We start from the raw sequence: 18,513 nt of genomic DNA, 5'->3' as shown, positions 1-18,513 counted from the left end.
GCTCCTCTCCTGATGCCACCGGGAGAGGAGCTTTTTATCCTCAGAAACTCAACCATACTGCGCACATCATATGTTTGAGAAAAATTTTCGGTGCATTTTTTAGCACAATTGTGCTTTGAACCTGGGCATCTAAGTCAGCTTTCATGAGTAAAGCGCCAATCAGAGCGCGTGGATCATGATTCTTATTGCCGATGACGTTATATTCCCCGTCCAGAAGGCGATCGACGCCGTGATTTTGAGCGTGTACGATAGTTTCGATCGACGCTGAACCAGGCAAAAGTACGAGATATTGCCAATCGCTCACCTTCCGATGCGGCCAGCTTCTGGCGGAACAGTGAAGTTGTCCGCACCCCTGACCCGCTACGCATCCTCTCGCGATGAACAGCATTCTGGATCCAGAGAATATGAGAAAACTATACACAGTTCTGATCGCCACCGGACTCCTCGCTGTGGCAGTGACGGTGACGTTCGATGCCAACGCCCGAGAAATCGGGTTTGGCGATATCGAAGTCGGCGTGACTGCCTGTGATGAGGCTATCGCGCTCGCGGAACAGAGCGGCAGCGTCACAGAGACGTTCGTCAGTGCTATTACGGATAGTCCTGCCGTCAAACTGGGTCAAAATGCCTTCGGATTCGATTTTGTGCAGAATGGTGTCATGCTCTGCGGCCCCGATCAGAAAGTGGCCGGGATTGTTCTGACAATCCCTAAGCATCGAGCTGGTGAGATCGCCGACGCTCTGGCCGGGAAATATGTTCAGAAGGCCCGAAACCTCCCTCGGCTCGGAAACGGGTTGGCGCGATACGAATCGAGTAGTAAGAAGACAACCGCGGAAGTCACCTATGCCCATGTATCATTTGAGGCTGAAGTTCTGATTGAGACGCAAGAATTTATAAAGATGTATGCGGCATATAATAAAAAGGAAAAGGAGCAAGAGGCATCGAAGGTAAAGTCAGCATTCTGATTGGTCTAAAATTTCTATCGGGAACTTCAAGGAATGTCTATCTCCCGCTCGGGCAAGGTCAAGTTCTTTGACGCGTCTCGTGGCTTCGGCTTCGTCCATGACGGAGATGATCGTCTTGATCGCCATTTTCATGTGACGCAGGTTGTGGGAGCAGACCTTCCCGGAGTAGGGGACGTCGTGACATTCCTGCCGGCAACAGGGCCCCGGGGGCCCAAAGCTGAACATGTGAGAATCGTCGAGCGGGCGACATCTTTGCAGGGCAGCCTGAGAGCGGACGACCGCGACATATGTGGATCGTGCGGAAAGAGAATGGTTCCGCGAGTGTGGATGGTTAATGGAACGCCGCATGAGTCATTTTGCCCCTTCTGTGGAAAACAGCATAAATCCTTTGTTGTAGTGGATTCAAGAATAGGAAGGCTCATCTATGGAATAATAACCTTTATGATGTTTTCTTTTTTTATTCTAATGTTATTTAACTGAAGCGTTTTGTCAATGATTGATTCTAAATCCATTTTATGTGTAAAGTTATAGAATCGGTGGATCAGCTTAATCCGAAGGATGTTTCCTTTCATGTCGCTCGAAACCTGGATCGCCTTCGCGGCCGCCTCTGCGGCGCTGCTCGTTATGCCGGGGCCGACGGTGCTGCTGGTCATATCCTATGCGCTGAGCCACGGCCGGCGCGCGGCCGGCGCCACGGTCGCCGGTGTGGCATTGGGCGACGCCACCGCCATGACCGCGTCCATGCTGGGCCTGGGGGCGCTGATGGCGGCATCGGCCGATCTGTTCATGGCGGTCAAGCTGGCGGGCGCCGCCTATCTGGTCTGGCTGGGCCTGCGGCTGTGGCGGGCGCCGGTCGCTGTCGGTGCCGATGGCATGGTGGCATCGTCCCCCACCGAGACCCGGCCCTGGCGGATCTTCGGCCATGCCTGGCTGGTGTCGGCGTTGAACCCCAAGGGCATCGTGTTCTTCGTGGCCTTCCTGCCGCAGTTCATCGATCACGGCCGGCCGCTGGTCAGCCAGATGATGGTTCTGGAGGCGACTTTCCTGGCGCTGGTGGTGGCGAATGTCACCGCCTATGGCCTGCTGGCCACGCGGGCGCGACGTCTGATCCGGCGGCCATCGGTGCAGCGTGCGGTCAACCGCACCGGCGGCACGCTGATGATCGGGGCTGGTGTGATGGCGGCCGGCTGGCGGCGGGGCGCGGGCTGACGGCTGATCAGCCTATGGCTGCGGCCCGGCGGCGCTGTTCGGCGCGATAGCCGGCGAGCCCGTGCAGCAGCAGCGTCGCCAGAACCACCGCGCCGCCGATGAAGGTGGCGGTGGCCGGCACTTCATCCACCGCCAGCCACACCCAGAACGGGCCGATCACCGCTTCGGCCAGCATGATCAGGCTGACCTCCGCCGCCGGGATGTAGCGGGGAGCGGCCGAGATCAGCGCGAAGGACAGCGGCAGGACCACCAGACCATAGACCAGCACCAGCGGCAGGACATCGGGCGCCGGCAGCAGGGGCCGGACACCGGTCGCCAGCGCCACCACCAGCCCCACGGCGGTGCAGGTCAGTCCGCCCACGGCCACGACGGGCGTGGACGATATCCGTCCGGCGCCCGCGCGCAGGATCACGAAATGGATCGCGATCAGCAGGGCCGCGCCCACCGCGATGATGTCGCCCAGCCAGTTGCCCCGGCCGGGCCCATCACTGTCGGTGCCGCCAAAGACCAGGATCGCGATGCCGGCGGTGGCCGCAGCGATCGCGGCCCAGCTGCGGCCGGGCACCGGTTCGCCCAGAAAGCTGCGCGACAGCAGCGCGCCGAACAGCGATCCCGACGAGATGATCACCAGCGTGTTGGCGACGCTGGTATGGGCCAGCGACAGGATGAAACACACCGATCCCAGTCCGAAGGCGATGCCTGACGCCCAGCCCTGGCGGCCGATGCGGGCCAGCGCCTGCCATGGCGCCTGACGCCCGATCAGCCACCAGCCGAGCAGTGCCATCAGGGCCATCAGGCTGCCGCGCCAGGCCAGCAGGATCCACGGATCGGCATCGATCAACCGGACCAGAAGTGTATCCGGGGTCAGCGTCAGGATACCTGCGGTGGCAAGCCATGTGCCGCGCGCCTGTGATGAAAGGGCCATGTGATCGGTGATGCCTTGCAGGACGGGGAGGGTGTCGTGGAGACTGGCGGCTGGGCAGGATAGCGCGTCGGTGGCGACATGGAAGGGCTGGCATAAGCCATGACGGTGATGACGAGCGGTTCGGAGCGGTGCGTGGTGCAGCGCGAGGGCGTTGGTGCCACGGCGCGGATCATTCAGCGGCGTGCCCTGCTGCTGACCCGTATCGTGGTGGATCTGCCGACATTGATGGTGGTGCGCCAGGGCAGCAAGCGGCTGATCGGGCCGGGCGGCGAGATCACGATCCCGGCCGGCGGGGCCGCGGCCATCGCCGGCGGGCGGATCTTCGACGTGATCAATCGTCCCGCCGCCGGCGGCATCTATGAGGCCGAATGGCTGGTCTGCGATCCGACGGTGATCGCCGGCTTCGCCGCAGACGGCGAGGGGGCCGGCCGGCCGATTGCCGAGGCCATGGCGATCGGCGCGATGGCGCCTGATTTCACATCGGCCTTCGATCGGGCGCGGGCCGCCGTGTTTGCCGGCGGCGATCTGCCGCACATGGTGGCGGTGCAGCGTATCCGCGAGGTTCTGGGCTGGATCGGGCATCATGGCGGCCGGTTTGCGGCACCGCCCCCGCCATCGGTGGCGGCGCGGATACGGGCGCTGGTCTCACGCGATCTGCGCGCCACATGGCGCAGCAATGATCTGGCCTGCCGGCTGGCGATGAGCGAGGCGACCCTGCGTCGCCGACTGGCCGCCGAGGGGCTGTCGCTGACCGGCCTGCTGGCGGATATCCGGATGTCGCATGCTCTGATGCTGTTGCAGGCAACCGATCTGGGCATCACCCGCATTGCCTTCGATGTCGGCTATGACAGCCCGTCGCGGTTCGCCGCCCGTTTCCGGCAGCGCTTCGGACATCCGCCGGCGGCCGTGCGCGAGCATGTCGCGGACCGGATGACGGTGCAACCTTACACTGATGAAAATACTGGTATTTCAGCCAAATGACGTCAAAGGGCGCCGACTGATCGGACCGGCATCGGATCTGAGCGGATCAGGCGCGCGATGGTGTGCAGACCCGGTCAGACTTTCCGCCACATGACAAACGAGGCGGAGGTGGTCGCGATGACCATGATGACAATGAAGGCCGGGGTCGCGGCCCTGACGATGGCTTGCGCTTTGGTTGTGGCAGCGGTGCCCGCCCTAGCCGGTGACGGTTTCCGCCTGACCAGCACGGATCTTGCCGATGGCCGTATCGGCCGCGACCACGTGCTGAGCGCCGACTATGGCTTCGGCTGTGATGGCGGCAATCAGTCGCCACAATTGTCGTGGCAGGGTGCGCCGTCCGGAACGCGCAGTTTCGTGCTGACCCTGCATGATCCCGATGCCCCGACCGGCATCGGCTGGACGCATTGGGTTGTGGCCAACATTCCGGCCGATGCCGGCAGCCTGCCGCGGGGAGCCGCCGGCGATCCGGCGATGCTGCCAGACGGCGCCCTGCAAACCCGCACCGATTTCGGCGCGCCGGGCTATGGCGGTCCATGTCCGCCGGAAGGTTCGGCGCATCGTTATGTCTTTACGCTGACGGCGCTGGCGGTCGATCACCTGCCACCGGTGACGGCGGATGCGATGCCGGCGCTGGTCGGCTTCCTGGCCGGCGCGAACGCTCTTGGCACGGCCCGGCTGGAGGCGCGTTACGGCCGCTGAGCCATTCGCGCCAGCGCCTCGGCGGTGGCGGCATCGGCCGGAAACAGGGCCTCCACCGCCAGTTCGGCCAGGGTGATGTCCAAGGGGGTACCAAATACCGTGGTGGTGGTGAACAGCGACAGGCAACCTTGCGCGGTCGACAGCCTGACCGGCACCACCAGCCCGCCATAGGGATCGTGCGCGATCGACGGGCTGGCGACATGAACGGGTGCCGGCAGCGCCTTCAGCTCCGCCAGCAGGTCGATCAGCACGGGATCTGCGCTCATATCGATCTGCCGGCGCAGCCGGTCGAGCAGATGTGTGCGCCATTCGGCCAGATTCAGGATGCGCGGCGCCAGCCCGTCGGGATGCAGGCTCAGGCGCAGCACGTTGACAGGCCCCTCCAGCAGGAACGGCGCAACCCCATCAAGCAGCGGCGGGACAGCGGCATTGGCGGCAACCATCGTCCAATGGCGGTCGATCGCCAGTGCCGGATAGGGCTCATGGCCCTTCAGCACCAGATCGATCGCCCGGCGTGCCGCCGACAGTGCCGGATCATCCAGCCGCCGTTCGGCGAATGCGGGCGCATGACCGGCGGCGATCAGCATGTCGTTGCGTTCCCGCAGCGGGATCTCCAACTGTTCCGCCAGCCGCAGCACCATGGCCCGGCTGGGCGTGGCGCGGCCGGTTTCCATGAAGCTCAGATGCCGGGTCGAGATATCGGCGTCCAGCGCCAGCGCCATCTGGCTCAGCCGTCGCCGCTGGCGCCAGTCGCGCAACTGCTCGCCGAACGGGCGGGTGGCGTTCAGGGTGGCGGTGGTCATCAGGGGCTGTCCTCAAGGCAAAGGCTGCGGGCTCAGGCTCAAGATTAGCGGGGGCCGGGCCTGCCGGCCATGACCTGCCGGGTAATCGCATTCGGGCACGAAGCGGTGCCTGATGGATGGCAGACGGCGGGCATGGGGCCCGGCCGATCGATCCTTGAGGAGACCGATCATGTCGATGTCGACATCCGCCCGAACGGAACCCCGCTTCCTGCGGCCCGTGCTCTATTTCGACGCGGCGACCTGCCTGCTGATGGCGGCCCTGCTGCTGATCGGCGGCAGCGGGCTTGGCGGCTTTCTTGGTCTGCCGGTGGGCCTGCTCACCGCCAGTGCGTTGATCCTGATCGGCTTTGCCGCCGTCGTCGTGGCGGTGGCGAGCCGGCCGGTCATTCCTCGCACCGGTGTCTGGGCGATCGCCGTGGTGAACATCCTGTGGGCGATCGACAGCCTGCTGATCCTGGCGCTGGGCTGGGTCGAGCCCAACGGCCTGGGGCTCGCCTTCGTGATCGTGCAGGCGGTGGCGGTGCTGGTGATCGCCGAGATCCAGATCATCGGCCTGAAGCGGGGCCGGCCGGCCGGGGGCATGGTCTGAGCCGATATGATGGCCGGCGCAGTGTGAGCCATCGGTTGCGGCGGTGATGTAAACGGTTGGATACCAGGGGGGCGGTCATGCTGTCATGTGACCGGATGGCATGATCCGCTTGCGGAATGTCGCTGCCAGTCCCGCTGCGGAGACCCGCCTCATGACCAGTGCCGCCGACCCGGTCATCAACCGCTTCATCGACAGCATCCGCGACGACCATCTGGCGGTCGCGCGCCTGACCAGCGCGTCAGGCCAGGCTGAAGTGGATGCAATCGTGGCCGAGCTTGCCACCGAGCGCGGGCTGTCGGCCGATCTGCCGGCATTGACCCGTGCCCTGGCCTATAGACGGGCCCGCAACCGGCGATGACGCAACCGGCGATGATCGGCGGCTGCCGGTCACATCGGAACCGGTGCGGTCACCCGGCCTTGCGCCGCCCGGTCCAGTGCCGTTCCAGATTGGCGACCAGGGCGGGGCTGAGATGGCAGATCGCCACCTCGCGGGTATAGGTGGCCAGATAGGCGCGGAACAGGTCCAGAGGCTCCTGGCCCACACGGAACGCGCGGCGGTTGCCGGCCACCGACACCACCCCGCCATCGACCAGATCGGCCGCGACCTCGGCGATGGCGGCATCCAGTTCGCCTGCGGGGGCCACCCGGTCGACCAGCAGGCGGCCTTCGGGGCTGTCGGCCTGAATGGTGCGGCCGGTCATGATGATCTGGCGCGCCAGCCGGTCACCCATGATCCGCGGCAGCCGCAGATTGGTGGCGCCGGGCACCAGCCCTTCCTTGCGGGCCGGCACGTTGAACCAGCTACCGGCTTCCGCCACCACCGCATCGCAGACCAGCAGCGCCTGGGCGGCGGCCCCGATCGCGAAGGTGTCGATCACGCCGATCCAGGCTTTTTCGACGGTCTGGGCGGTTTCGTCGGGCAGTTCGCCGGGCGAGGCCAGCCCCCGGAACACCTTGGACACCCAGCCCATCTCGCGTTCGATATACATCACATAAGGAACGCGGCCCTCGTAGAGATCGGTGAGGTTCAGCCCGGCGCCGGCAAGCCTGCGGCCGGCATAGCGCGGGTGGTCGACGACACCGCCGCGCAGGATGCAGGCGGCGCTGTCGGCATCCAGAAGTGCGGCATCCACCGCATGTTCCAGCGCGTCGATCGTGGGCACGTCCTCGGCGTTCAGCCGGCCGGTATTGCGGTTTTCCACGATCAGCAGCCGGCCCTGGCGCATGATCCGCACCAGTCCCAGATCCAGCACGCCGTCGCGGGCCAGACGGGCCGCATTTTCTGGCGCCTCGGGCCGGGGCAGCATCATGGCGTGGCAAAGATGCAGGCCGGCGCCGCGATCGGCGAAGATGGCGGCCAGAAACTCGGCCTGGGCCATCTCGATGCCGGTCTTGGCCGAGAGCGGCCGCGCCGCCTCGGCCGCAAGGGCCTGGCGATCGGGCACCAGCCCCGGTGCTGCATCGGCCGCGGCCAGCAACAGCTCGCCCACCCGCAGAAAGCGGCTGCGACCGGCGGTCAGCCGGTCGTAGAGGCCGATGGCGTGTCGGGCCAGAAAATCGCGGCGGGTCGTCGTGGCGGCCACGGTGTCACCAGCGCCGGCGATCCGTGCAGGCAGGGTGTCCAATGCCGCCCCCAAGGCCTGCTGCTCCCTGGCCTGCTGCCCCATGGCCTGTTGGTCGTGCTGCCGTCCGGTCATCAGCCAAGCCCCTCTGCGATGATGTCGGCCATGACCTCGGTGCGCGCGTCCGCCGGCACGACCGGCCGCGGCGGCGCGCTGTCCCACAGCACGTCAAGCGTGCCGTCGAGCAGGCGGCGGCGCATCTCGCGTCGGCGGACCCTGCCGGAGGATGTCTTCAGGATGGTGTTGGGACGCAGCACCACCAGCCGGTCCAGTCTGAGTTCCAGGGCCGTCGCCACGGCTTCCATGGCATCGCCATAGAGCATCGGGCCGTCGAAGCGGCGCATGCGTTCCCGCTCGACCTCGACCATCGCCACCACGCTCTCGGCGCCGCCGGTTTCGACCGAAACCGCCGCGGCGGCCCCCGCTGCAAGATCGGGACAGGCATTGGTGATCGCTGCCTCCACATCCTGCGGATAATGGTTGCGGCCGCGGATGATGATCAGATCCTTGATCCGGCCGGTCACATACAGCTCGCCATCCATGATCGCGCCCAGATCGCCGGTCTTCAGCCAGGCCCGACCGGTGTCGGAGGCCCCGGTCAGCGGTTGCCCGAAGACCTGGGCGGTCTGGTCCAGACGCTGCCAATAGCCGCGGGCGAGGCTGCTGCCAGCCACGCGGATCTCACCGACCCGGCCGTCACCAAGCCGCTGGCCGGTCTCAGGGTCGGCGATGGCGATGTCGAGGCCGAGCCCGGCCTGCCCGCAGCCGACCAGCCGCCGGGGCGGGGTCAGGGTGGCGGCCGGCGTGTCGGCCGGCGGCGGAGGCATCAGCAAGCCCCTGTCGAGGGCGACGCCGTCGACCGTCAGCACCGGTGGTGCCACCCCCTGGCGGCCGCCGGTGATCATCAGCGTGGTTTCAGCCATGCCATAGCAGGGATAGAAGGCCTCGGCCCGGAAGCCATAGGGCGCGAAGGTCCGGGCGAAGCGGGCGAGCGTATCGGCGCGGACGGGTTCGGCGCTATTATAGGCGACCGTCCAGGATGACAGGTCGAGCCCGGCACAGGCATCGGCCCTGAAGCGCCGCACGCACAGGTCATAGCCGAAATCGGGGCTGCCGGCGGTGGTGGCCCGCCAGTCCGAAATCGCCCGCAGCCAGCGCATCGGCTTCTGCAGGAAAGCGGCCGGTGCCATCAGCACCGATGGTATCCCGAGATACAGCGGTTGCAGCAAATTTCCCACCAGCCCCATGTCGTGATAGAGCGGCAGCCAGCCGGCGAAGACGGTATTGGCGCCATGGCCCATGCCATGACGGATCAGCCGCTGGTTGGCCATCAGCGCGCCATGATGGAGCATCACGCCCTTGGGATCGCCGGTCGAACCCGAGGTGAATTGCAGAAAGGCCAGATCATTGGGGCGCACCGCCGGCGGTGGCGTATCGGCCAGGGATGTGCCGGTCGGGTGGGTGCCTGTCGGGAGTGTGCCTGTGGCAGCCATGTTGGCGATGGTGTCGGTGGCGGTCACCTGGGCGCAGGCGATTGCGGCGACGCCCTCGTCGCCGGCATTGGCGAAGCGGGGTTCAAGCTGGCCGCGCTGTTCTTCGGCCACCAGGATCAGGCGCGGTGCGCAGCCGCCGACGATGGCGCCCAGCCGATCGAGAGACTGGTTGCGGCGCGGCGGATAGGCCGGCACCGCCACGATGCCCGACATCAGGCAGCCGAAGAACGCTTCGATGAAGCTCATGCCTGGGGGATGCATCAGCAATGCCCGGTCGCCGGGCCTGGCCATGTCGAGCAGGTGCCGGCCGATGGCGCGGGCGCGGGTGGCCAGTTGGGCATAGGTCAGGCGGCTGTCCTCGTGCTCACCATCGCCCAGAAACACATAGGCCAACCCGTCATGGCCGCCATGGACGCCCCGACCGCGGGCGAGTTCATCGAGCCGGTGTGCAAGCGTCGGGGCCTGCGTCTCGACGAAGCCGTCGGCATGACTGCGTGCGTTCATTGAAGCCCGGTCTCCCTGTCGCCGGTGGATTGTCCCATGCGGATGTGCCGGTCAACCCAGCTTGCGGAACGAGATGCGGGCCAGATTCATGCGGCCAGTGTGGAAGCCGATCATGAACACGCCGCAATAATTCTCGAACCGCCTGACGACGTCGGCGCCGACGATCGCCTCGGCCCGGCCCCGGTTGGCGCGCAGGCCGTCGAGCCAGCTCTGGATGGTGCGGACATACATCTGTCGGTCCATCCGCAGCCGCTCCACCTCGAACAGCCGGTCGGATGCCTCGATCACCTCGTGCAGCCGGCGCAGATCGCTGTTGGGAAAGACCTCGGTGGCACAGAAGGTGCTGAAATCGGCTTTGGTGGCGGTGCCATAGACGATGGTCTGGATCGACATCCGCCCGCCCGGCTTCAGCCAGCCGTGGGCGCGCTCGAAAAAGGCGCGATAGCCGGCGCGCTTCTCGTCCTCGGTCGATGTCAGCCGGGCGAAATGCTCGAAGGCTTCCAGCGAGACGATAGCGTCATAGGGTGCTGTGGGCTCGAACCCCGCCCAGGGGGTCAGTGCCACCGCCAGCTTCGGATTGCCCAGGGCATTGACATGGGTTCGATGGGCCTCGGTCATCGTCATGCCGGTCACGTGCCCCACGCCCCGGTCATCGGCCAGCCGCCGCATCATCGACCCCCAGCCGCAGCCGATATCGAGCACGCGATCGGCACCCGCCGCATGGGCGGCGTCGATGTGGATATCCAGCTTGCGCAGTTGCGCCTTCAGGAAACCTGCGGCGTCGTCGGTGTCGCCGTCTTCATAAAGCGCACAGGAATAGGTCAGCGACGGGTCCAGCCACAGGCCGAAGAAATCCGTGCCGATGTCGTAATGCGAACGCAGCGCATCCGACGAGGTGCCGGGGTGGCCGCCGCCGAGATGGGTTGCCTGGGTGGTGTCGGGCGCCATGACACTGCCTCCGATCGTGGTTGGCCGCAATTCGGCCGTGGGCCGTCAGGCGGCGAGGGCGGCCGCAAGGTCGCTGATGGTCGGATTGTCATAGGCGGTGGTCGGCTCCACCTTCACGCCGAGCCATTCCTCCAACTCGCCGGTCATCGACACCACCGCCAGACTGTCGACGCCCATGCGCTCGAAACGGACATTGCGGCGGATCTCTGCGGGGTCATGGCCCAGGCGATCGGCAAGATAGGCGATGAGCCAGGCCTCGATGGCCGCGGCATCGGGACGCTCGGTGGCCCGGGCGGCGGTCCGGGCGGCGGGAAGCGTGGTCTGGGTGGTCATGGTCTCTGATCTCCTGAACGCCGGCATCCGGCGTGATGCGGACACGTCGTGGCCGGGACCGGCCGTGAGGGATGTCATGCGGGACAGGCGGCGCGGTCAGGCTGCCAGATCCTCGTCGCCATCCCGCGCGTCGCCATCCTTGGCGTCGGGTCGGCCGAGATCGACGGAAGGGCCGGGCATGGCGCGCTGATCGGCGGCCGCCGCCCGTCTGGCGGCGATGCTCTCAGGCGCGGGACGGCGGATATTGCGGGCAAGCCCGGCCGCTTCCAGGCCGCGGATGATCCACCAGCCGATATCCGGCTCCCGCCAGTCCAGCCCGAAGCGCGCCGAGGTGGGGAAGGCGTGATGGTTGTTGTGCCAGGCCTCGCCCAAGGTCGGCAGCGCGATCGGCCAGAAATTGGTCGAGGTGTTGCGGCCGCCGAAGGGGCGGGTGCCGACGATATGGGTGACGGAGTTTATGGCATTGGTGAAGTGGTAGCTCAGCGTCAGCCGCACCGCGCCGCCCCAGAGCAGGCCCAGCAACGCCCCATAGGCATCGCCGAGCATCAGCAGTCCCGCCAGGGCCGGCACGGCCAGCCCCAGCGCCACCCACCACAGATAGCGCTGGTTGATCTTCATCAGCGACCGGTCGCGGGTCAGGTCGCGTGCATTGGCAAAGACATCGGCCGGTGTGTGGTTGAAGGTCCAGCCGATCTGGGCGTGCCAGAAACCCTCCCAGCGCCCCAGTGCCCGTCCATGGGCGATGCGTGGCGAGTGCGGGTCGCCGTCGCGATCCGACCGGATATGGTGCAGGCGGTGATTGGCCGCCCAATAGATCGCCGGCCCCTGTGCGGCCATGCATCCCAGAACGGCCAGCAGATTGCGGAGCCAGGTGGCGGTCTCGAAGGCGCGATGGCTGAGCAGGCGATGAAAGCCCACCGTGATCCCGGCATAGGTCAGCAGATAGCACACGCCCAGGATCGCCAGCGCCTGCCAGGGCACGCCGCCATCCCCGATGGCGAGCCCGATGGCCAGAGCGCTGCCGGCAAGCGGCAAGGCCAGGATGGCCCAGGCATGACGGCGTTGCGCGCGCATCAACCGCGGGTCACGCAGGGCTGTCGCCCGCGTCGCGGATGGGGCCGCGCGGCCGCCGTCCCTGGCCGCACGTCCGCCGCCGGGCGGTGCCCCGGCCGGGGTCGACTGGTCGGACGACATGGTGTCCCCCCTCAGATCATTCCGGCAATGGCCAGAGGCAGATCGCTGTCGCGACGATGCGCCTTGTGCCTGATGGGTCGCAGCCTCTCCTCTCCGCATCCCGATCGGCGCGTGATCGCCGCCGGGCAACGTGGGAGCTTATGTCCGATCTTCGGTGGCGCGACATCGGACATGTATTGTCCGTTGTGTAGGAATATATTTGAGCAACTTATGCGGGATTCATCAAGCCCATTTCATGTCGAATTTTCCCGACAGGCCGGCCGGGAATGCAGCCGCGTTCGCCGCCGTCAAAGGCCGGTTGAGATGCCGGTTCAGATGGTCGTGGACGGGGATATGCCCCGTCGTCACGGCGCCCTCCGTCACGGTCTCTGTCTGCGCATGCGGATCAGTACATCGTAGGGCCATCCTGCGGCGACAGATCGCTGCGGGCGATATCGACCGGCAGGCGCAGAGTGGCCGAGGTGCCGAAGCCGACAGCGCTGGTCAGCCGGATGTCACCACCCATCGCGTCACACAGCCGGCGGCAGATGGCGAGACCCAGGCCGGTGCCGCCATAGGCACGGGAGATCGTGGCATCTGCCTGAACGAAATCGTCGAACACCCGTTCCAGTTGTGTCTCGGTCATGCCGATGCCTGTATCGGCGATAACGATCTCGATCCAGTCGCCCGGCGATGCGCGCTCGCCGCCGTCATCCGCGACGATCCGCCGGGCAGTGATGCGGATCTCGCCGCCCCGGGTGAATTTGCAGGCATTGGACAGCAGGTTCAGCAGCACCTGACGGACGCGGGTGACGTCGCCGTTGATCGCGCCCAGATCCGGCGCCAGATCGGCCAGCACCAGATTGTCGTTGCGGGCGGCCAGTGGCCGGCAGGTATGCAGCAGGTCGCGAAACAGGCTGCGGACATCGAACCAGTCGATCGACAGCTCCAGACGGCCGGCCTCGATCTTGGCCATGTCCAGGATGTCGTCGATCAGCTTCAGCAGATGATTGCCGGCGCCGTGGATGTCGGCGGCATATTCGGCATAGCGATCGGTGGCGGATGGCCCCAGCAGACGATCGCGGATGATTTCGGCGAAGCCCAGAATGGCATTCAGCGGTGTGCGCAGTTCATGGCTGACCCGGGCCAGGAAGTCCGATTTCGCCCGATTTGCCCGTTCCGCCTCCAGCCGTGCGGCAATGGCGGTTTCACGCGCTCTCACCGCCAGCTCGCGGGCCTCCGCCAGTTGCTGGGCCTGACGTGACAGGTGGTCGCGGGTGAGTTTCAGCTCGATTTCGCGTTGCTTGATCTCGGTAATGTCGCTGCGCAGGCTGAAGAAGCCGACGCCCGGCACCCTGAATTCGCGCACGAGATGCCAACGGCCGCCGGTCAGCTGTTCGAACGGGTTGGCCTGCGGGTGGTGCAGGCGCCGTCGCCGCTTTTCGATGTAGCCATGGGGGTCGCTGCGCGCCAGCGGGTCCAGCACCACGCCGGACGTGTCCATGCTGTAGCGGATCACGTCTTCAAAGCGCAGGCCCAGCAGATCCTCGACCGGCGGCATGTGCGGAAAGAATTTCCGATAGGCTTCGTTCACAAAGGCGACACGATCGTCGGTGTCGTAAATGATCACGGCTTCGGGCAGGCGGTTCACCGCCATGCGCAACAGCCTGTCGGCGTGCTGCGTCTGGTCGCTCATGGTGCGTTCCAATGGGTATCCGTCGACCATTCCCGTCCGACGATCAGCGGTCAGGGATGTGGACCCGCGGCACCAGCGCACAGCATTTGAACCACATCCTATCCATATCGTGCCGCGATCGACGTCGAGTTGCAATGTGCCTCGGCGTTTTCTGATTCAATATTCGTCATGCACAGAAAAGTGGCGGGCGCAGAGGTACAACAACCGGAGGACGCACCCCGTCGGTCGGTGTGGCCGGCGGTCCGGATGTGTGGCGGTTCCAGGTTGACGGCCCTGAAACGACAACGCCCCGGCAGGAATCCTGCCGGGGCGTTGAGATCGGACATACCGAAGTTGGTCGGAGTGGCAGGATTCGAACCTGCGGCCCCCGCCTCCCGAAGACGGTGCTCTACCAGGCTGAGCTACACTCCGGTGCGTCCGTGGGGCGCCTTATAACGGGAAGAAGCGGCCCCTGCAAGGGGGATTTGTTCAGAAACCGCGCGCGATACAGAAGCTGATCAGATCGTCGAGCGTGCGGCGCTCGATGCCGTCATCGAAACCCGCCAGCGACTGGCGGGCGGTATTGCCGTAAGCCTCTGCGCGCCTGAGGGTTTCGCCGAAGGCGTCGTGGCGGCGCATCAGGCCGATAGCGTGATCGAGGTCGTCATCGCTTTGTTCCAGTTGCTCCATCGTCCGCGACCAGAAGCGGCGCTCGTCCTCGGTGCCGCGCTCATAGGCGACGATAACCGGCAGGGTGATCTTGCCCTCGCGGAAATCGTCGCCGATGGTCTTGCCCAGCGCCGCCTGTTCGGCCGAATAGTCCAGGATGTCGTCGGTGAGCTGGAAGATCACCCCCAGCGCCATGCCATAGCGTGCCAAGGCATCGACGTCGCTCCGTGGGCGGTCGGCGACCACGGGGCCGATGCGGCAGGCCGCCTCGAACAGCTTCGCGGTCTTGCTCTCGATCACCCGCAGATAGGCGGCTTCATTGGTTTCCAGATCGTTCGAGGTGAGCAGCTGCATCACCTCGCCCTCGGCGATGACCGCCGAGGCGTCGGACAGGATCTGAAGCACTTCGAGCGAACCGTCGCGTGTCATCAGCTGAAACGCACGGCTGAACAGGAAGTCGCCGACCAGCACGCTCGCCTTGTTGCCGAACACCGCGTTGGCGGTGGCCTTGCCCCGGCGGAGCGCGCTTTCGTCGACGACGTCGTCGTGCAGCAGGGTCGCTGTGTGGATGAACTCCACGCAGGCGGCCAGAGGCACGTGCCTGCGGCCCTGATAGCCGCACAGCCGGGCGGACATCAGCAGCAGCAAGGGCCGCAGCCGTTTGCCCCCGGACGACACGATATGGCCGGCGAGCTGGGGTATGAGCCCCACCTCGCTCTGCATGTTGTCGATAATGACTTGATTGACACGCCTCAGGTCATCTGCGACCAGAGCCTGAAGCGTGGAGAGAACCTCTTGCGAGGAGTGTGCGCGCGCATCCACGAGAGAGCAGCCGATCCGTCTTGTTTCAGGGCAAAGAAGCGCCCGGGGCCGGCAGGGCTTGACGCTCCGCGCGGCGCTGGGGAGCATATGAAGTGCCGTGCTGCGCGGTCAAGATGCGCTGAGAGGTAAAGGAGCACGGTTTCACGTCGCCCGGCCATCCTGCCGCGCCCGTGTGCAATGCACAAGCGGGGTGGTGCACGGCTGATGTGCCGCGCGGCCGCGTCGCCTGCCGCAATCACCGCCGGCCCTTGTGTCCGGCCACCATTTTTCGACGTCGAGGGCCGTTCATGGATGCCATCCTGGTGACCACAGACCCCGTGCGCCTGTCCTGGGCGCGCGCCGTGCTGGCTGCGGAGGGCATAGAAACCCTGGTCTTCGACGAACAGATGAGCATGGCGGAAGGCTCGATCGGGGCCTTTCCGCGCCGGCTGATGGTGGCCGGCGACGACGCCGTCCGCGCGCGCCGGCTGCTGGACGACGCGGCGCATGATCTCAACGAGGGGGCGCCGGTCTCCACGCCATCGCGATCTGCCCCGGCCCGATCTGCCCCGGCCCGATCTGTTCCGACCCGGGCCGATACCGGGATCTGGCGGCGCCTTGCCGCCCGGTTGTTCGGTCCGGCATCGTGAGCGATGGGCAGATCGGGCCGGCCGCCTGCAGATCGGCCGGGGATGCCGCCGAACTGGCCCGCGGCCATGGCCTCGATCCGGCGGGGGTGACGCTCGATCATCTGCTTGGGCGACGGGTCGCCTTGTTCCAGGCACGCAACGGCTATCGCGCGGCCGTCGACCCGGTGCTGCTGGCGGCGGCGGTTCCGGCCGCACCGGGGCAGCGGGTGCTGGATCTGGGCCTGGGCGCCGGTGCGGCAGCACTCTGTCTGGCGGCCCGGGTGCCGGGCGTCTCGCTGGTCGGGATCGAACGCGACGCGTCGGCGGCAGCACTGGCCCGCGCCAATGCGGTGCTGAACGGTGCCGATCTTGCGGTGGTCGAAGCCGATGTGGGCGCGAGGGCGACCCACGCCGCGGACCCGCGCGGGCTGTCCTTCGATCATGTCCTGACCAACCCGCCCTATCTTGAGCCCGGCCGCGCCGATCCGCCGCCCGATGGCGGCCGCCGTGCCGCGCATGTCGAAGCGGCGATCGGGCTCAGCGACTGGATCGCGGCCGGTCTGCGCCGGCTGAAGCCCGGCGGCAGCATCACCATTGTGATGCGTGCGGACCGGCTGGATGTGGTTCTGACCGCATTGTCGGGCCCGGCCGGCGATATCCGGGTGCTGCCGGTGCATACGGTCGCCGATGGCCGGCCGGCCAAGCGGGTGATCGTTCAGGCGGTGAAGGGCCGTCGGACGCCATTGTCGCTGCTGGCACCGCTGGTTCTGGCCGGGCAGGGGCGGGCGTGGCTGCCTGTGGCGCGTGCGGTGCTGGAAGACGCGGCACCGCTGGTCCTGGACCCGCGCGCGGTGCGCGGCTGACACCGGCCGCCCTATTCGCCATCGCGGCGTTGACAGTGCCGTGCGCGGCATCGATATGGAAGGTCGATCCGGCGCCATCACCCGGCGCGCCGCCTGCGCGCGTCCAAGCCTTCCCACGTCGTTCCAGGAGATCATCCGCTTGAGCACCAACCGCCGTGGCCTGCGCCGCCTGCTGCGTTTTCTGCCAGTGAAGCGCTTTCGCAATCCGCCACCGGTGGTATCCGTGCTGCGCCTGGACGGCACGATCATGGCCGGTCGCGGCTTTCGATCGAACCTGTCCTATGAAGGTCTGCAGCCATTGATCGACCGCGCCTTCAAGGTGCCGGAGGCGAAGGCGGTGGCGCTGGTGATCAATTCGCCGGGCGGATCGCCCGCCCAGTCGTCGCTGATCTACAAGCATATCAGGGCGATGGCGGCCGAAAAGACGCTGCCGGTGCTGGCCTTCGTCGAGGATGTGGCGGCAAGCGGTGGTTACTGGCTGGCGGTCGCCGGCGATGAGATCTATGTCGACGAGACCACGATGGTGGGATCGATCGGGGTGGTCTCGGCGGGTTTCGGCTTCGATCGGGCGATCGCGCGGCTGGCGGTCGACCGGCGGGTGCATACCATTGGCGAGAACAAGATGCGGCTCGATCCGTTTCAGCCCGAGAACCCTGATGACGTGAGCTGGCTGGGCGCGATACAGAAGCAGATCCATGACCGGTTCATCGAGATTGTCCGCACCGGCCGGGGCGAACGGCTGGACAAGGCCGGCGACACGCCGTTGTTCAATGGCGATGTCTGGGTCGGGCAGGCGGCTGTGGACGTGGGACTGGCCGATGGTGTGGGCGACCTGCGTGGCGTGCTGCGCAACCGGTTCGGCGACGACGTGAAGCTGGTTGCGATCCGCGAGAAGCAGGGATTGCTGGGACGGGTCGGCATCGGCGTTACGGCGCGGGCCGGTGCCCGGGCCGATGGGGTTGCCGCCATGGTGTCGGGGGTGGCCGATGCCATCGACAGCCGCGCCCTCTGGCAGCGTTACGGGCTCTAGGCCGGCGTCATCGGTTGCCGTGGCTGTCGCGCCGCGCATGCATCGTTCGGCGGGTTGTGCGATAATGCCTGCCCGCGATACGCCTGAGGCGCCGCATCGCGCCCGCTGTCTTCCGCTTGTTTACCCGGAGTTGATGTGATGCTCAGCCTGTCAAAGCTGTTGCTTCTGGTGCTGGTCGTGCTTGCCGTCATCGTGGGCGCGCGGGTGAGCCGGATCTTCAGCGAGCGCCGCGCCGGCATCGCGGGCGAGGGTGGCAGGGCGCGTGACGACCGTGCCGCCCCCCGCCACACCAGCCGCCGCCGACGCGAAGCGCCGGCGGTTGCCGAAGCCGACCGCTGCGCCCGATGCGGCAGCTTCGTGGTGCCAGGTGCCGCGCCATGCGGTCGCAGCGGCTGCCCGGTCGCCGGATGATCCACCCCGTTCCGGGGGTGTCCATTTTTTGACACGATGATCTATCGACACCCTGTGGTCAGGATGGCTCGCAGAACGGCCTGACGGCCCGCGACAGCTTCTTGCGTGAAGCGCCAGGGCAACGAGTCCAGGTTAACGCGCTTGCAGAGCCGCCATGAGGTATTGTGTGTCCCACGTAGCAAGTTTGCGCCTGG

At 66.4% G+C, this 18,513-nt stretch carries 21 protein-coding genes and 1 tRNA gene; 11 read left to right on the top strand and 11 right to left on the bottom strand.

Annotated elements, in window-relative coordinates:
• Positions 1-40 precede the first annotated feature (40 nt).
• On the bottom strand, positions 41-388 hold the full coding sequence (locus IEW15_RS16905) for a hypothetical protein (protein WP_188580010.1): 348 nt from the start codon (positions 386-388) through the stop codon (positions 41-43).
• Between IEW15_RS16905 and IEW15_RS16900 the strand changes: the two genes are divergently transcribed.
• The 3 genes from IEW15_RS16900 to IEW15_RS16890 all read left to right on the top strand — a co-directional run bounded on the left by IEW15_RS16900 (position 378) and on the right by IEW15_RS16890 (position 2,171).
• Positions 378-962: a hypothetical protein gene (locus IEW15_RS16900; RefSeq protein ID WP_188580008.1), complete on the top strand. Its 585-nt coding sequence runs from the start codon at positions 378-380 to the stop codon at positions 960-962. The two genes, IEW15_RS16905 and IEW15_RS16900, sit on opposite strands and share 11 nt — an antisense overlap.
• Before the next feature lie 33 nt (positions 963-995).
• Positions 996-1,442 carry a cold-shock protein gene (locus IEW15_RS26780; RefSeq protein ID WP_188580006.1) on the top strand — a complete coding sequence of 149 codons (447 nt, stop codon included), beginning with the start codon at positions 996-998 and terminating at the stop codon, positions 1,440-1,442.
• A gap of 90 nt (positions 1,443-1,532) precedes the next feature.
• On the top strand, positions 1,533-2,171 hold the full coding sequence (locus IEW15_RS16890) for a LysE family translocator (RefSeq protein ID WP_188580005.1): 639 nt from the start codon (positions 1,533-1,535) through the stop codon (positions 2,169-2,171).
• 7 nt (positions 2,172-2,178) lie between these two features.
• On the opposite strand, the gene IEW15_RS16885 is transcribed toward IEW15_RS16890, so the two are convergent.
• Complete coding sequence (locus IEW15_RS16885) at positions 2,179-3,096, bottom strand: DMT family transporter (RefSeq protein ID WP_188580003.1); 918 nt, start codon at positions 3,094-3,096, stop codon at positions 2,179-2,181.
• Positions 3,097-3,204: 108 nt separating this feature from the next.
• Here IEW15_RS16885 and IEW15_RS16880 point away from each other — a divergent pair, with 108 nt between their 5' ends.
• Together IEW15_RS16880 and IEW15_RS16875 are read left to right on the top strand one after the other, a co-directional pair.
• A complete protein-coding gene (locus tag IEW15_RS16880) occupies positions 3,205-4,077 on the top strand; it encodes a helix-turn-helix transcriptional regulator (protein ID WP_188580001.1) in 873 nt (290 codons plus the stop codon).
• 117 nt (positions 4,078-4,194) lie between these two features.
• A complete protein-coding gene (locus IEW15_RS16875; protein ID WP_229708195.1) occupies positions 4,195-4,776 on the top strand; it encodes a YbhB/YbcL family Raf kinase inhibitor-like protein in 582 nt (193 codons plus the stop codon).
• Here IEW15_RS16875 and IEW15_RS16870 read toward each other — a convergent pair.
• Positions 4,764-5,579, bottom strand: coding sequence for a helix-turn-helix domain-containing protein (locus tag IEW15_RS16870; protein WP_188579999.1), 816 nt, complete (start codon positions 5,577-5,579; stop codon positions 4,764-4,766). The genes IEW15_RS16875 and IEW15_RS16870 overlap by 13 nt on opposite strands.
• Before the next feature lie 169 nt (positions 5,580-5,748).
• Here IEW15_RS16870 and IEW15_RS16865 point away from each other — a divergent pair, with 169 nt between their 5' ends.
• Positions 5,749-6,168: a hypothetical protein gene (locus IEW15_RS16865; RefSeq protein WP_188579997.1), complete on the top strand. Its 420-nt coding sequence runs from the start codon at positions 5,749-5,751 to the stop codon at positions 6,166-6,168.
• A gap of 151 nt (positions 6,169-6,319) precedes the next feature.
• Positions 6,320-6,526 (top strand): hypothetical protein, encoded by a 207-nt coding sequence (locus tag IEW15_RS16860; RefSeq protein ID WP_188579995.1) that lies wholly within the window; start codon positions 6,320-6,322, stop codon positions 6,524-6,526.
• A 49-nt stretch (positions 6,527-6,575) separates the two neighbouring features.
• Here IEW15_RS16860 and IEW15_RS16855 read toward each other — a convergent pair whose 3' ends face one another.
• The 8 genes from IEW15_RS16855 to IEW15_RS16820 all read right to left on the bottom strand — a co-directional run bounded on the left by IEW15_RS16855 (position 6,576) and on the right by IEW15_RS16820 (position 15,407).
• Entirely contained in the window at positions 6,576-7,865 is a 1,290-nt protein-coding gene (locus IEW15_RS16855) for an enoyl-CoA hydratase/isomerase family protein (RefSeq protein ID WP_229708194.1), read from the bottom strand.
• The gene (locus IEW15_RS16850) at positions 7,865-9,787 is read right to left on the bottom strand and encodes a fatty acyl-AMP ligase (RefSeq protein WP_188579993.1); all 1,923 of its coding nucleotides are present in this window, start codon (positions 9,785-9,787) and stop codon (positions 7,865-7,867) included. Before IEW15_RS16850 ends, IEW15_RS16855 begins: the two co-directional genes overlap by 1 nt.
• A 51-nt stretch (positions 9,788-9,838) precedes the next feature.
• Entirely contained in the window at positions 9,839-10,735 is an 897-nt protein-coding gene (locus IEW15_RS16845) for a class I SAM-dependent methyltransferase (RefSeq protein WP_188579990.1), read from the bottom strand.
• Positions 10,736-10,780: 45 nt separating this feature from the next.
• Complete coding sequence (locus IEW15_RS16840; RefSeq protein ID WP_188579989.1) at positions 10,781-11,068, bottom strand: acyl carrier protein; 288 nt, start codon at positions 11,066-11,068, stop codon at positions 10,781-10,783.
• A 96-nt stretch (positions 11,069-11,164) separates the two neighbouring features.
• Positions 11,165-12,262: an acyl-CoA desaturase gene (locus tag IEW15_RS16835; RefSeq protein ID WP_188579987.1), complete on the bottom strand. Its 1,098-nt coding sequence runs from the start codon at positions 12,260-12,262 to the stop codon at positions 11,165-11,167.
• A 385-nt stretch (positions 12,263-12,647) separates the two neighbouring features.
• Positions 12,648-13,937 (bottom strand): sensor histidine kinase, encoded by a 1,290-nt coding sequence (locus IEW15_RS16830; protein WP_229708193.1) that lies wholly within the window; start codon positions 13,935-13,937, stop codon positions 12,648-12,650.
• A gap of 334 nt (positions 13,938-14,271) precedes the next feature.
• Positions 14,272-14,348, bottom strand: a tRNA-Pro gene (locus tag IEW15_RS16825).
• 57 nt (positions 14,349-14,405) lie between these two features.
• Positions 14,406-15,407 carry a polyprenyl synthetase family protein gene (locus IEW15_RS16820; RefSeq protein ID WP_188579983.1) on the bottom strand — a complete coding sequence of 334 codons (1,002 nt, stop codon included), beginning with the start codon at positions 15,405-15,407 and terminating at the stop codon, positions 14,406-14,408.
• A 287-nt stretch (positions 15,408-15,694) separates the two neighbouring features.
• Here IEW15_RS16820 and IEW15_RS16815 point away from each other — a divergent pair, with 287 nt between their 5' ends.
• The 4 genes from IEW15_RS16815 to IEW15_RS16800 all read left to right on the top strand — a co-directional run bounded on the left by IEW15_RS16815 (position 15,695) and on the right by IEW15_RS16800 (position 18,319).
• Positions 15,695-16,036 carry a putative signal transducing protein gene (locus IEW15_RS16815; protein WP_188579981.1) on the top strand — a complete coding sequence of 114 codons (342 nt, stop codon included), beginning with the start codon at positions 15,695-15,697 and terminating at the stop codon, positions 16,034-16,036.
• Complete coding sequence (locus tag IEW15_RS16810; protein ID WP_229708191.1) at positions 16,033-16,878, top strand: methyltransferase; 846 nt, start codon at positions 16,033-16,035, stop codon at positions 16,876-16,878. Before IEW15_RS16815 ends, IEW15_RS16810 begins: the two co-directional genes overlap by 4 nt.
• A 139-nt stretch (positions 16,879-17,017) precedes the next feature.
• Complete coding sequence (locus IEW15_RS16805; RefSeq protein ID WP_229708190.1) at positions 17,018-17,908, top strand: S49 family peptidase; 891 nt, start codon at positions 17,018-17,020, stop codon at positions 17,906-17,908.
• Positions 17,909-18,046: 138 nt separating this feature from the next.
• The gene (locus IEW15_RS16800; RefSeq protein ID WP_188579979.1) at positions 18,047-18,319 is read left to right on the top strand and encodes a hypothetical protein; all 273 of its coding nucleotides are present in this window, start codon (positions 18,047-18,049) and stop codon (positions 18,317-18,319) included.
• Positions 18,320-18,513 lie beyond the last annotated feature (194 nt).

The organism is Tistrella bauzanensis (assembly GCF_014636235.1).
Classification (GTDB): domain Bacteria; phylum Pseudomonadota; class Alphaproteobacteria; order Tistrellales; family Tistrellaceae; genus Tistrella; species Tistrella bauzanensis.
This window is presented reverse-complemented; position numbering and strand designations above follow the sequence as displayed.